This is a genomic window from Burkholderia pyrrocinia, from assembly GCF_003330765.1.
Taxonomy (GTDB): domain Bacteria; phylum Pseudomonadota; class Gammaproteobacteria; order Burkholderiales; family Burkholderiaceae; genus Burkholderia; species Burkholderia pyrrocinia_B.
The window spans coordinates 214565-228006 of sequence record NZ_CP024902.1; the positions used below are offsets into that span (position 1 = coordinate 214565).

Below are 13442 nucleotides of genomic sequence, written 5' to 3' on the forward strand. Positions count from 1 at the left end.
GTCGGCAGCCTTGCCGGCAAGCCTCCCGCCACCGCGCGGCGGCCGTCGGACCCATCGCCGCCGAATCCGCTCTGCCGCCCGCTTTCCCGATTGCTCCTATCAATCCGCCTTGTCGGAAAAATTCCTACACGGTTTACAGACAAATCCTGCATGGCATACGCCACTTCGCTGATACCGGCGTAAATGCCGTTTGGCCAAAATTCGCCCTGTAAGACTTATAAGCGAGCCGACCAAGTGCCAAGAGGCCCTGATCGAGCAAACGTTTCCATAAACACGAATGGCCAAAGCAAAGCTCTTTAACGGGGGAATCATGAGCGCTACCAGCGAAATGCTCAGTGAGATCAAAGAGGTCAACCTGTCGTACCTCCTCCTCGCGCAACGCCTGCTGCGGGAAGACAAGGCGATGGGCATGTTCCGGATGGGCGTTTCCCAGGAACTGGCCGACGTGCTCGCGAACCTCACGCTCGCACAGACCGTGAAGCTCGCCGCGTCGAACCAGATGCTGTGCCGCTTCCGCTTCGATGATCACGCGCTGCTGTCGTCGCTCGCCGACAAAGGCCGCAGCGATGTCGTCGCGCACGCACACTCGGCCATCCTGATGGCCGGGCAGCAGGTCGAAAGCGTCCGCTGATCCATCCCGCCTTGCGTTAGTCCCGGCGTGCCGCGCCGGCCGGCAGCGTATGGGCCACCCATCCGAACAACGTCACGCGGACGGTTATCACCATGGCAAGCAAAAGCGTCGTGATCGAGGTGAAGGAAATCACCCTCGCCATCGAACTGATCGAACTGGGCGCCCGGCTGCAGCTGCTGGAGGCGGAGACGAGCCTGTCGCGGGACCGTCTGATCAAGCTGTACAAGGAACTGAAGGGCGTGTCGCCGCCGAAGGGGATGCTGCCGTTCTCGACCGACTGGTTCATGACGTGGCAGCCGAACATCCACTCGTCGCTGTTCTACAACATCTACCGGTTCATGCAGGACCACGGCCGCTGCGAGCCGATCCAGTCGATCGTGAAGGCGTACCGGCTCTATCAGGAGCACGTGAACCTGTCCGGCGACGAGGCCGCGCTGAGCCTCACGCGCGCCTGGACGCTCGTGCGCTTCTTCGATTCGAGGATGCTGCAGATGACCCCGTGCACGCGCTGCGGCGGCCACTTCGTCGCACATGCGCATGATCCGCATCAAGGTTTCGTCTGCGGCCTGTGCCAGCCGCCGTCGCGCGCGGGCAAGACGCGCAAGGCCGCCGCCGCGCGCGCCGAACTGGCCGCCGCCGCGGCCTGAGCGCCGGGCCGGGCAGGGCCGGGCGGGGCGCGAGCGGCCGCTTCGGGCCGCGCGAACCGTCCGCGAATTGCTGGTAAACACCGTCGGGCCGCCGCCGGGCGGCCGCGAAAGTTTTCCTGCCGACTGCCGTAAACCTGTTTAACGGCGGTCTTCCCGCCGGTCTTTCGTGAGGGGCAGGCAGTGTTGATTATCGTGGGAACACTCGTGACGTTGTTGTCCGTCTTCGGCGGTTATGCGCTGGCAGGCGGGCATCTGGCCGCATTGATCCAGCCCGTCGAGATCCTGATGATCGTGGGCGCCGGCGTCGGCGCATTCATTCTCGGCAACGGCGGCAAGACCATCAAGGCCACGGTGCGCGTACTGCCGACGCTCTTCAAGGGCTCGAAATACACGAAGGACGTCTATATGGAGCTGATGGCGCTCCTGTACGTGCTGCTCGCGAAGGCGCGCAAGGAAGGCACGCTGACGCTCGAGGCCGATATCGACGATCCGGAAAAGAGCCCGATCTTCACGCAATACCCGAAGATCCTCGCCGATCACCACATCGTCGAATTCCTGACCGACTACCTGCGCCTGATGGTGGGCGGCAACATGAACGCGTTCGAGATCGAGAGCCTGATGGACGAGGAGATCGAGACGCACCACGCGGAAGGCGAAGGCCCCGCGCACGCGCTGATGCGCGTCGGCGACGCGATGCCGGCGTTCGGCATCGTCGCGGCGGTGATGGGCGTCGTGCACACGATGGCGTCCGCCGACAAGCCGCCCGCGGTGCTCGGCGCGATGATCGCGCAGGCGCTGGTCGGCACGTTCCTCGGGATCCTGCTGTCGTACGGGCTGATCGGGCCGCTCGCGAGCCTCGCGGAGCAGCGCGTCGCCGAGTCGACCAAGATGTTCCAGTGCATCAAGGTGACGATCCTCGCGACGCTGAACGGCTATGCGCCGGCGATCGCCGTCGAGTTCGGCCGCAAGGTGCTGTTCTCGACCGAGCGGCCGTCGTTTTCCGAGCTCGAAGAGCATGTGCGCCGTGTGAAGGCGAAGTGACGCGGAGCACCCGATGAGCAAGAGCAAGGATCGCGCAATCGTCGTCAAGCGGGTGGCCCCGGCGAAGAAGGGCCACCATGGCGGCGCATGGAAGCTGGCATACGCGGATTTCATGACCGCGATGATGGCGTTCTTCCTGCTGATGTGGCTGCTGAGTTCGGTCACGCCGGTGCAGTTGAAGGGGATCGCCGAATACTTCAACACGCCGCTGAAGGCCGCGCTGTTCGGCAGCGGCGACCGCAGTTCGCAGGACTCCAGCATCATCAACGGCGGCGGCCGCGACCTGTCGAGCGTCGACGCCGGCACGCTGCGCCGCACCGACGGCACGACGTCGCTCGCCGAGCGCGTCGCGAAGCCGGTCGACGAGCATGCGCAAGCGCAGGCGCAGGGCGCGCTCGAGCGGCTCGAGCAGGCGCGCCTGCACGACCTGCAGATCAAGCTGATGGCGGCGATCGAGGCCAACCCGACGCTGCGCCAGTTCAAGCAGCAGATCCGCATCGACTCGACGCTGATGGGGCTGCGCATCGAGATCGTCGATACGCAGAAGCGGCCGATGTTCGCGATGTCGAGCGACCACGTCGAGCCGTACATGCGCGACATCCTGCGCGAGATCGGCAAGACGCTGAACGACGTGCCGAACCGGATCATCGTCCAGGGCCACACCGACGCCGTGGCGTACGCGGGCGGCGAGGGCGGCTACAGCAACTGGGAGCTGTCGGCCGACCGCGCGAACGCGTCGCGCCGCGAGCTGATCGCCGGCGGCATGGACGAGGCGAAAGTGCTGCGCGTGCTCGGCCTCGCGTCGACGCAGAACCTGAACAAGGCCGATCCGCTCGATCCGGAAAACCGCCGGATCAGCGTGATCGTGCTGAACCGCAAATCCGAAGAAGCGCTGATGCGCGACGACGCGACGACCACGACGCTGTCGGCCGACGCGGCGGGCTCGAAGCTGCTCGCGCAGCAGCTCGGCGGCCCGTCGCCGGCCGCGCGTCCGGTACTCGCCAGCGCCGTCGCCGTGGCGCCGAAACCCTGACGTTTCCCAGATTCCGAGACACGCATGAAACAACCCTCACGCTCACTTTGTTCGCTGCCCCCTGAGGGGGCGGTCAGCCACTTTGGGGCGGCCCTGCGGAGGCTGACATGATCCGAACCATTCTCGCCATCGACGACTCCGCGACCATGCGTGCGCTGCTGCAGGCAACGCTTGCGCAGGCCGGCTACGACGTGACGGTGGCGCCGGACGGCGAAGCCGGCTTCGACATGGCCGCGACCGCGCCGTACGACCTGGTGCTGACCGACCAGAACATGCCGCGCAAGAGCGGGCTCGAGGTGATCGCCGCGCTGCGCAAGCTGACCGCGTATGCGGACACGCCGATCCTCGTGCTGACGACCGAGGGCAGCGATGCATTCAAGGACGCCGCGCGCGACGCGGGCGCGACCGGCTGGATCGAGAAGCCGATCGACCCGGCCGTGCTGGTCGACCTGGTCGCGACGCTGTCCGAGCCGGCCGCCTCCTGACATGAACGCGACGAATCCAACCGGTGACCGGGCATGACTCTCGACATCACGCAGTTCTACCAGACCTTTTTCGACGAAGCGGACGAGCTGCTCGCGCAGATGGAGCAACTGCTGCTGAACCTCGACGTCGGCTCGCCCGACCCCGAGGATCTCGCCGCGATCTTCCGCGCCGCGCATTCGATCAAGGGCGGCGCGGCGACGTTCGGCTTTTCCGCGCTGACCGATACGACCCACATCCTCGAATCGCTGCTCGACCGCGCACGCAATCATGAGCTGACGCTGACCAAGGAAATGGTCGACGCGTTCCTCGAGACCAAGGACGTGCTGTCCGATCAGCTGGTCGACTACCGCGCGAGCGCCGAACCGGACACGGCGGCCGCCGCGACGATCTGCGCGAAGCTCGAACGGCTGAAGGCCGAGAGCGGCGCGGGCGCGTCGGCGGCCGTTGCGGCCGCGCCTGCGGCGCCTGTCGCCGTTGCCGTTGCTGCTGCACCGGCCGCGGAGCCCGCCGCCGGCGGCGATCGCGCGCCCGATCATGTGGTCGAGCAGGCCGTCGCGGCCGCGCATCCGACGGCTGACGCAGGCGTTGGCGGCCCGCACCTGAAGATCACGCTGGTGGGCGTCGACGCGAAGGACCAGGCGCTGCTCACCGAAGAACTCGGCAACCTCGGCCGGATCGCCGGCCGCGAGGAAGCGGGCGCCGACCTGACGCTGTGGCTCGAATCCGACGTGCCGTCCGACGACATCGTCGCCGTGTGCTGCTTCGTGATCGACGAAAGCCAGATCCGCGTCGCGCACGGCACGGCGCCGGCAGCACCGGCTGTCGCGCCGGGCACCGCCGAACCGGCCGAACCCGCCGCCGTCGCGCAGCCCGCGCGGGTCGAGGTATTCGCCCCGCAGGCTGCCGCGCCGCAACCGGCCGCACCGGCTCCCGCTCCCGCCGAGCCGGCCGCCGCCGAGCAACCGCCGCAGGCCGAACACGCGGCGCAGGCCGCCGCGCACCACGACGACAAGCGCGCGCGCCCGGCCGCCGCGGCCGCATCGGGCGCCGAAGGCAGCTCGATCCGCGTCGGCGTCGAGAAGGTCGACCAGCTGATCAACCTCGTCGGCGAGCTCGTGATCACGCAGGCGATGCTTGCGGAGACGGCGACCGCGTTCGATCCGGCACTGCACGATCGGCTGTTCAACGGGATGGCGCAGCTCGAGCGCAACGCGCGCGACCTGCAGGAAGCCGTGATGTCGATCCGCATGATGCCGATGGACTACGTGTTCAGCCGCTTCCCGCGGCTCGTGCGCGACCTCGCCGGCAAGCTCGGCAAGCAGGTCGAGCTCGTCACGTTCGGCCAGGCGACCGAGCTCGACAAGAGCCTGATCGAACGGATCATCGATCCGCTCACGCACCTCGTGCGCAACAGCCTCGACCATGGGATCGAGACGGTCGACAAGCGCGTCGCCGCCGGCAAGGACGCGGTCGGCCAGCTCGTGCTGTCGGCCGCGCATCACGGCGGCAACATCGTGATCGAGGTGAGCGACGACGGCGCGGGCCTGAACCGCGAGCGGATCCTCGCGAAGGCCGCGAAGCAGGGCATGCAGGTGTCCGACACCATCAGCGACGAAGAAGTGTGGAACCTGATCTTCGCGCCGGGCTTCTCGACCGCCGAGACGGTGACCGACGTGTCGGGCCGCGGCGTCGGGATGGACGTCGTGAAGCGCAACATCCAGTCGATGGGCGGTCATGTCGAGATCACGTCGCTGGCCGGCCGCGGCACGACCACGCGGATCGTGCTGCCGCTCACGCTCGCGATCCTCGACGGGATGTCGGTGAAGGTCGGCAACGAGATCTTCATCCTGCCGCTGAACTTCGTGATGGAGTCGCTGCAGCCGTCGACCGACGACATCTACACGGTCGGCAACGGCGAGCGCGTGGTGCGCGTGCGCGGCGAATACCTGCCGCTCGTCGCGCTGCACGAGGTGTTCTCGGTCGAGGACGCGCGCACCGACCCGACCCAGGGGATCGTCACGATCATGGAAACCGAGGGGCGTCGCTTCGCGATGCTGATCGACGAGCTGGTCGGCCAGCAGCAGGTGGTCGTGAAGAACCTCGAAACCAACTACCGCAAGGTGCACGGCATCTCGGCGGCGACCATCCTCGGCGACGGCAGCGTCGCGCTGATCGTCGACGTCGCGGCGCTGAACCGCGAAACCCGTGCGATGCACGGCGCCCGGGCGGGCGCCGAGCTCGCGATGTTCTGACTCTCGCCATTCAACCGATTGGGGGCAAACGTGCCTGCTGAAGTCCAAATGATCAATCCGGCCGCGGCGAACGCGGCAACCAGCCGCCGCGACGTGGCACACGGCGACGCGACGGGCCAGGAATTCCTCGTGTTCACGCTCGGCGACGAGGAATACGGGATCGACATCCTGAAGGTGCAGGAAATCCGTGGCTACGACAGCGTCACGCGCATCGCGAACGCGCCGGAGTTCATCAAGGGCGTGATCAACCTGCGCGGGATCATCGTGCCGATCGTCGACATGCGGATCAAGTTCCATCTCGGCCGCGTCGAGTACGACCACCAGACCGTCGTGATCATCCTGAACGTCGCGCATCGCGTGGTCGGGATGGTGGTCGACGGCGTGTCGGACGTGCTGACGCTGCAGACCGACCAGATCATGCCGGCGCCGGAATTCGGCGCGACGCTGACGACCGAGTACCTGACGGGCCTCGGCACGGTCGATGGCCGGATGCTGATCCTGATGGACATCGAGAAGCTGATGTCGAGCCGGGAAATGGCGCTGATCGAGTCGCTCGGCGGGTAAGCGCGCCGCGCGCGCAGCAATTTCGGGAGAATCTGCAATGTTGCATAACTGGTCGATACGCACGACGCTCACGGCGGTCGGACTCATCCTCGTGTGCCTGGCCGCGGCGGTCGGCGGGCTCGGCCTCTACGCGCTCAATCAAGCGAGCCGCTCGCTCGACGAGATCGCGCACGTCGACCTGCCGGCGATCCATACGCTCGACGACACGTCGTCGTACCTGCTGCGCGCACGCGTGTCGCTCGACCGCTTCCGCTCGCTGACGGAGGCCGGCAATACGGCCGACGCGGGCAAGGTGCTCGACCGCGCGCAGGTGCTGTACGCGAAATCGAACGAGAACTGGCAGGCGTTCCAGGCGACGCCGAAGCTCGGGGTCGAGCAGGCGCTCGTCGACGAGTTGTCCGCCCGCTACGCGACGATCGTGAAGGACGGCGTCGAGCCCGAGTTCGCGGCCGCGCGCGCGGGCGACATGGCCGCGTACCACGCGGTCGCCGACACCAAGATCAGCCCGATGTTCGTCGCGTACGACCTGGCCGCGTCGGCCGTGATCGCGTCGCTGCAGAAGCGCGCGGAAGAGCGCCAGGCCGCGACGCAGTCGCAGATCTCGCTGATGGTCGCGCTGATCGCGGCCGGCATCGCGATCGCGTTCGTGGTCGTGATCGCGATCCGCTTCGCGCTGCGCGGGCTGATCGTGAAGCCGCTCGAGGACGCGATCGCGCACTTCGAGCGCATCGCCGGCGGCGACCTCACGCAGCCGGTGAACGTGTTCAGCACGAACGAGATCGGCCGCCTGTTCGGCGGCATCAAGCGGATGCAGGACGCCGTCACGACGATGGTGCAGGCCGTGCATCGCGGCACCGAGTCGATCGACGTCGGCGCGCGCGAGATCGCGACCGGCAACATCGACCTGTCGCAGCGCACCGAGGAGCAGGCCGCGTCGCTGCAGGAAACCGCGTCGAGCATGGAGCAGCTGACCGGCACCGTGCGGCAGAACGCCGAGAACGCTCGGCAGGCGAGCCAGCTCGCGGTGAACGCGTCGGACATCGCGACGCAGGGCGGCGACGTGGTCGGCCAGGTCGTGTCGACGATGCAGGACATCGCGGCGAGCTCGGGCAAGGTCGTCGACATCATCGGCACGATCGAGGGCATCGCGTTCCAGACCAACATCCTCGCGCTGAACGCGGCGGTCGAAGCCGCGCGCGCGGGCGAGCAGGGCCGCGGCTTCGCGGTGGTCGCGGGCGAGGTGCGCTCGCTTGCGCAGCGCAGCGCGAGCGCCGCGAAGGAAATCAAGCAGTTGATCGGCGATTCGACCGAGAAGGTCGACAGCGGGTCGGCGCTCGTCGCGCGCGCGGGCTCGACGATGGACGAGATCGTGCAGGCCGTGCGCCGCGTGACCGACATCATGGGCGAGATCAGCGCCGCGTCGGACGAGCAGTCGACCGGCATCGAGCAGGTCAATCGCGCGGTCAGCCAGATGGATTCGGTCACGCAGCAGAACGCGGCGCTCGTCGAGCAGGCCGCAGCCGCGGCCGCGTCGCTCGAGGAGCAGACCCGCCAGATGAAGGCGATCGTGTCGGGCTGGCGCGTGACGGGCGGCATCGTGCTCGCACCGGCGCGCGGCGCCGTGCGGCCGGTCGCGCATGAACCGGCGGCCGTGCCCGCCTTGCCGTCGGAGCCGCGTTACGACGCTGCGCCGGTCGCCGCGCTGCCGGCACCGAAGGCCGCCGCGCAACCGGCACGCCGCGCCACGCCGGCGTCGCATGCGGCCGCGTCGGGCGCAGGCCACGAACCGAAGCGCGCGGCCGCCGCCGGTGCGCGCACGCAGAAGGACGCGCCGGCGTCCCGCGGCGCCGCCGCGGGCGGTTATGGGCCGCGTCTCGCGAAGACGGACGCACCGGCGGACCAGCCGGCCGCGAAGCCCGCGCTCGTGCGCCCGGCGCTGAACGGCCAGAAGCCGGCGCTGGCCGCGGCCGGCACGTCCGACGACGACTGGGAGACCTTCTAAGCCATGTCGCACGCGCGCGCGCCGTTTCGACCCGATGCACCGGATGCCTCGCCTCGCGCGGGCGAGCCGGGGCGCGACTTCGCGTTCACGGGCGCGGATTTCGCACGCATCCGCGCGCTGATCCACCAACGCGCGGGGATCTCGCTGTCCGAGCACAAGCGCGACATGGCGTACAGCCGTCTCGCGCGGCGGCTGCGCGCGCGCGGCCTCGACACGTTCCGCGACTACCTCGACCTGCTCGAGCAGGAAGACGATCCGCTCGAGTGGGAAGCGTTCATCAACGCGCTGACGACGAACCTGACCGCGTTCTTCCGCGAGTCGCACCATTTCCCGATCCTGTCGGATTTCGTGAAAGGGCGGCCTGCGCCCGTGTCGGTCTGGTGCTCGGCGGCGTCGACCGGCGAGGAGCCTTATTCGATCGCGATCACGCTGATCGAGGCGCTCGGCGAATCGGCGGCGCGCGGCGCGTCGATCCTCGCGACCGATCTCGACACGCAGGTGCTGGCGAAGGCGGAAGCCGGCATCTATACGTACGACCAGGTCAAGCACCTGGCGCCGGAGCGGCTGAAGCGCTTCTTCCTGAAGGGCACGGGCCCGCAGGCCGGCCGCGTGAAGGTGCGCCCCGAGCTGCGCGCGATGATCCGCTTCGAGCAGCTGAACCTGACCGATGCGGACTACGGGATCGCGAAGCCGTTCGACGCGATCTTCTGCCGCAACGTGATGATCTACTTCGACAAGCCGACGCAGGGGCAGGTGCTGTCGCGCTTCGAGCCGCTCGTGAAGCCGGGCGGGCTGCTGTTCGCCGGCCATTCGGAAAACTTCACGTATGTCACGCAGGCGTTCCGGCTGCGCGGGCAGACGGTGTACGAACTGACCCGCGACGCCGCGCAGGGTGCGCGGCCGCGTGGCACGCAGGCGCCCGCGGCGGCGGCCATGCCGTCGCCGGTGCGTGCGCGGGCCGCGGGCACCGCGCCCGCCTATGGAGATCGGGGATGAGCGCACTGCCGATCGCGACCAATCGCTACTTCGACAATCACTTCGGCCGTCCCGGCGTGAAGCTGTTGCCGAACGAGTTCTATACGACGTCCGAGGACATGGTGCTGATGACCGTGCTTGGCTCGTGCGTCGCCGCATGCCTGCACGATCCGTTCGCGGGCATCGGCGGGATGAACCACTTCATGCTGCCGGACGACGGCGCCGATCCGGGCGCGGCCGCGTCGGAATCGATGCGCTACGGCGCATATGCGATGGAAGTGCTGATCAACGAGCTGATCAAGGCCGGCGGGCGCCGCGAGCGCATCGAGGCGAAGGTGTTCGGCGGCGCGGCCGTGCTGGCCGGGATGACGACCATCAACATCGGCGATCGCAACGCGGATTTCGTGCGCCGCTACCTCGCGCTCGAGCGCATCCGCATCACGGCGGAAGACCTGCAGGGCGTCCACCCGCGCAAGGTCGCGTTCATGCCGAACACGGGGCGCGCGATGGTGAAGAAGCTGCGGCTGCAGGTGCCTGGCGTCACCGAGCGCGAAGCCGCGCTCGCGCGCGAGGCCGATCGCGCCCGCGCCGCGCGGCCGCGCGCGCATGTGGAGCTGTTCGCGGCGAAGCGGCCGGCCGCGCCGCAGCCGGCGCGCCCGCGCATCGAGCTGTTCGGCGCGCGCGGCGCGGCGCCGGCCGGCGCGGGCAGTGCCGGCGGTGTGCGGGCGGCGAACCTATCGAGAAAGCAGGAGGCATGACCGCAGTGCAGAAGATCCAGGTATTGTGCGTCGACGATTCGGCGCTGATCCGCAGCCTGATGACGGAGATCATCAACAGCCAGCCCGACATGACGGTGTGCGCGACCGCGCCCGATCCGCTCGTGGCGCGCGAGCTCATCAAGCAGCACAACCCCGACGTGCTCACGCTCGACGTCGAAATGCCGCGCATGGACGGGCTCGACTTCCTCGAGAAGCTGATGCGCCTGCGGCCGATGCCGGTCGTGATGGTGTCGTCGCTGACCGAGCGCGGCTCCGAGATCACGCTGCGCGCGCTCGAACTCGGCGCGGTGGATTTCGTCACGAAGCCGCGCGTCGGGATTCGCGACGGGATGCTCGACTACGCGGAAAAGCTCGCCGACAAGATCCGCGCGGCGTCGCGCGCGCGCGTGCGCCAGGCGCCGCAGCCGCAGGCCGCCGCGCGCGCGGCGGACAGCCACCCGGCCGCGCCGATGATCAACAACCCGCTCGTCAGTACCGAGAAGCTGATCATCATCGGCGCGTCGACCGGCGGCACCGAGGCGATCCGCGAAGTGCTGACGCCGCTGCCGCCGGATGCGCCGGCCGTGCTGATCGCGCAGCACATGCCGCCCGGCTTCACGAAATCGTTCGCGCAGCGGCTGAACGGCCTGTGCCGGATCGCGGTGAAGGAAGCCGAGCACGGCGAGCGCGTGCTGCCGGGGCATGCGTACATCGCGCCGGGCCATGCTCACTTGCTGCTCGCGCGCAGCGGCGCGAACTATATCGCGCAGCTGTCGGACGAGCCGCCGGTGAACCGTCACCGCCCGTCGGTCGACGTGCTGTTCCGCTCGGCGGCGACCCACGCGGGCAAGAATGCGATCGGCGTGATCCTCACCGGGATGGGCCGCGACGGCGCGGCCGGCCTGCTGGAAATGAAACGCGCGGGCGCTCACACGTTCGCGCAGGATGAAGCAAGCTGCATCGTGTTCGGGATGCCGCGCGAGGCGATCGCGCTCGGCGGCGCGGACGAGATCGCGCCGCTCGCCGAGATGAGCCGCCGCGTAATGGCGCGACTGGCGACCATGGGCGACCGCGTGCAGCGCGTTTGAATGGAATGTCACGGGGCGCGTGCCACGATACGCGTCCCGACGGAAACGAATCTGGAAAGGAACGACGATGGACAAGAGCATGAAAATCCTGGTGGTGGACGATTTCCCGACGATGCGCCGGATCGTCCGCAACCTGCTCAAGGAACTGGGCTATTCGAACGTCGACGAGGCCGAGGACGGCCTGGCCGGCCTCGCGCGGCTGCGCGGCGGCGGCTACGACTTCGTGATCTCGGACTGGAACATGCCGAACCTCGACGGCCTCGCGATGCTGAAGGAAATCCGCGCGGACGCGACGCTCACGCACCTGCCGGTGCTGATGGTCACGGCCGAGTCGAAGAAGGAGAACATCATCGCGGCCGCGCAGGCCGGCGCGAGCGGCTACGTTGTGAAACCGTTCACGGCCGCGACGCTCGACGAGAAGCTGAACAAGATCATCGACAAGATGGCGAAGGCCGGGAGCTGACGTGAACGAGCCGATCCATGCGGCGTTCGCCGGCGCGGGGTTCAACGCCGACAGCCACCCAGAAGGCGCCGATTTCCCGAGCGACCGCATCCTCGCGCGCATCGGCCAGGTCACGCGCACGCTGCGCGATTCGATGCGCGAGCTCGGCCTCGACAAGCATGTCGAGCGCGCGGCGGAAGCCGTGCCCGATGCGCGCGACCGGCTGCGCTACGTCGCGACGATGACCGAGCAGGCCGCCGTGCGCGTGCTGAATGCGATCGAGATCGCGAAGCCGGTGCAGGAGCGCGTCCAGAACGAGGCCGAGGCGCTCGACGCGCGCTGGGCGCAGTGGTACGCGGCGCCGATCGAGCACACGGAAGTGCGCGAGCTGATGGACGATACGCGCACGTTCCTGCGCACGCTGCCCGAGTCGACGTCGGCGACCAGCGCGCAGCTGCTCGAGATCATGCTCGCGCAGGATTTCCAGGACCTGACCGGGCAGGTGATCAAGAAGATCATGGACATGGTCTACCTGATCGAGCAGCAGCTCCTCACCGTGCTCGTCGAGAACATCGCGCCCGAGCGGCGCGAGCAGTTCGCGGCCACCGCGGCCGCGCTCGCGGCCGAGCAGATGAGCGCGACCGGCAGCCCCGAGTCGCTGCTGAACGGCCCGCAGATCGCGCCGGAAGGCAAATCCGACGTGGTCCAGGACCAGGCGCAGGTCGACGACCTGCTCGCGAGCCTGGGTTTCTGACCCTGCCGCAGCGCATCGGCGCGCTCCGTTTCGCGGGGCCGCCCGATGCGCGTGTTGCGCCGTTCCCCCGCCGTTTCCCCACGCTCGCCGCACACGCGCGGCCCAGGGCGGCCCTGCGTCAAATTGACACTTCGGCACACGCTGCAGGCATACTACGCGTCAGCAGCAACGAAGCGTCATTCAACCGACTTTCATCTGTTGGTAGGCAGCGCGGGCCCGATGGCCGTGCCGCCGGCAACGAAGCCAGTCCCTTGGGGGGGAACGTGAAGCTGAAACGCTTGGGCTGGGCCGTCGCACATGCGGCGGCTGCAATGGGTGTGCTGTGGATCGTCCACGCACACGCGGAACTGGGCGGCGCACCGATGTCGCCGCCGGCGGACGACCAGGCCGCAACCGTGCGCGCGATGCAGCGCGCGATGCGTTCGGCCGACGGCGTGCAGACGAGCACGGCCGCCTATACCGTCCGCGAGATCACGCTCGGATCGGGCACCGTCATCCACGAATACACCTCTGCCGCCGGCAGCGTGTTCGGCCTCGCGTGGCGCGGGCCGACGATGCCGGACCTCGCGTCGCTGCTCGGCAGCTATTTCCCGCAGTACACCGCAGGCGTCCAGACGGCGCACGCGGCGCGCGGCTGGCGCGCGCCTGTATCCGTCGACACGAGCGGCCTCGTGATCCGGACGGGCGGCCACATGGGCGCGTTCTCGGGCCAGGCGTGGCTGCCGACGGCGCTGCCTGCCGGCCTCGCCGGCAACGACATCCAGTGACA

General features: G+C 68.5%; 14 protein-coding genes. All 14 read left to right on the forward strand.

What is annotated here, in order from left to right; all coding sequences use genetic code 11:
• Nucleotides 1-310 precede the first annotated feature (310 nt).
• The 14 genes from flhD (at nt 311) to CUJ89_RS01025 (ending at nt 13440) form a co-directional block, all read left to right on the forward strand.
• Nucleotides 311-631, forward strand: coding sequence for a flagellar transcriptional regulator FlhD (flhD, locus tag CUJ89_RS00960; RefSeq protein ID WP_236654906.1), 321 nt, complete (start codon nt 311-313; stop codon nt 629-631).
• Between the two features lie 92 nt (nt 632-723).
• Nucleotides 724-1278, forward strand: a complete 555-nt coding sequence (flhC, locus tag CUJ89_RS00965; protein ID WP_114175549.1) for a flagellar transcriptional regulator FlhC — start codon at nt 724-726, stop codon at nt 1276-1278.
• 180 nt (nt 1279-1458) lie between these two features.
• Entirely contained in the window at nt 1459-2319 is an 861-nt protein-coding gene (motA, locus tag CUJ89_RS00970) for a flagellar motor stator protein MotA (protein WP_114175551.1), read from the forward strand.
• 13 nt (nt 2320-2332) lie between these two features.
• Nucleotides 2333-3352: a flagellar motor protein MotB gene (gene motB / locus CUJ89_RS00975; protein ID WP_114175553.1), complete on the forward strand. Its 1020-nt coding sequence runs from the start codon at nt 2333-2335 to the stop codon at nt 3350-3352.
• A gap of 107 nt (nt 3353-3459) precedes the next feature.
• On the forward strand, nt 3460-3837 hold the full coding sequence (locus CUJ89_RS00980; protein ID WP_114175555.1) for a response regulator: 378 nt from the start codon (nt 3460-3462) through the stop codon (nt 3835-3837).
• A 33-nt stretch (nt 3838-3870) separates the two neighbouring features.
• Nucleotides 3871-6090 (forward strand): chemotaxis protein CheA, encoded by a 2220-nt coding sequence (gene cheA / locus CUJ89_RS00985; RefSeq protein ID WP_114175557.1) that lies wholly within the window; start codon nt 3871-3873, stop codon nt 6088-6090.
• A 48-nt stretch (nt 6091-6138) separates the two neighbouring features.
• A complete protein-coding gene (gene cheW / locus CUJ89_RS00990) occupies nt 6139-6654 on the forward strand; it encodes a chemotaxis protein CheW (protein ID WP_114175559.1) in 516 nt (171 codons plus the stop codon).
• A 37-nt stretch (nt 6655-6691) separates the two neighbouring features.
• On the forward strand, nt 6692-8656 hold the full coding sequence (locus CUJ89_RS00995; protein ID WP_114175561.1) for a methyl-accepting chemotaxis protein: 1965 nt from the start codon (nt 6692-6694) through the stop codon (nt 8654-8656).
• A 3-nt stretch (nt 8657-8659) separates the two neighbouring features.
• A complete protein-coding gene (locus CUJ89_RS01000; RefSeq protein WP_114175562.1) occupies nt 8660-9652 on the forward strand; it encodes a CheR family methyltransferase in 993 nt (330 codons plus the stop codon).
• A complete protein-coding gene (cheD, locus tag CUJ89_RS01005) occupies nt 9649-10389 on the forward strand; it encodes a chemoreceptor glutamine deamidase CheD (RefSeq protein WP_114175564.1) in 741 nt (246 codons plus the stop codon). Before CUJ89_RS01000 ends, cheD begins: the two co-directional genes overlap by 4 nt.
• The gene (locus tag CUJ89_RS01010; protein ID WP_114175566.1) at nt 10386-11477 is read left to right on the forward strand and encodes a protein-glutamate methylesterase/protein-glutamine glutaminase; all 1092 of its coding nucleotides are present in this window, start codon (nt 10386-10388) and stop codon (nt 11475-11477) included. Before cheD ends, CUJ89_RS01010 begins: the two co-directional genes overlap by 4 nt.
• Nucleotides 11478-11544: 67 nt before the next feature.
• Nucleotides 11545-11940, forward strand: a complete 396-nt coding sequence (gene cheY / locus CUJ89_RS01015) for a chemotaxis response regulator CheY (protein ID WP_006485893.1) — start codon at nt 11545-11547, stop codon at nt 11938-11940.
• Between the two features lies 1 nt (nt 11941).
• Entirely contained in the window at nt 11942-12673 is a 732-nt protein-coding gene (gene cheZ / locus CUJ89_RS01020; RefSeq protein ID WP_114175568.1) for a protein phosphatase CheZ, read from the forward strand.
• A 263-nt stretch (nt 12674-12936) separates the two neighbouring features.
• Nucleotides 12937-13440, forward strand: coding sequence for a DUF2844 domain-containing protein (locus tag CUJ89_RS01025; protein ID WP_114175570.1), 504 nt, complete (start codon nt 12937-12939; stop codon nt 13438-13440).
• Nucleotides 13441-13442: the final 2 nt, after the last annotated feature.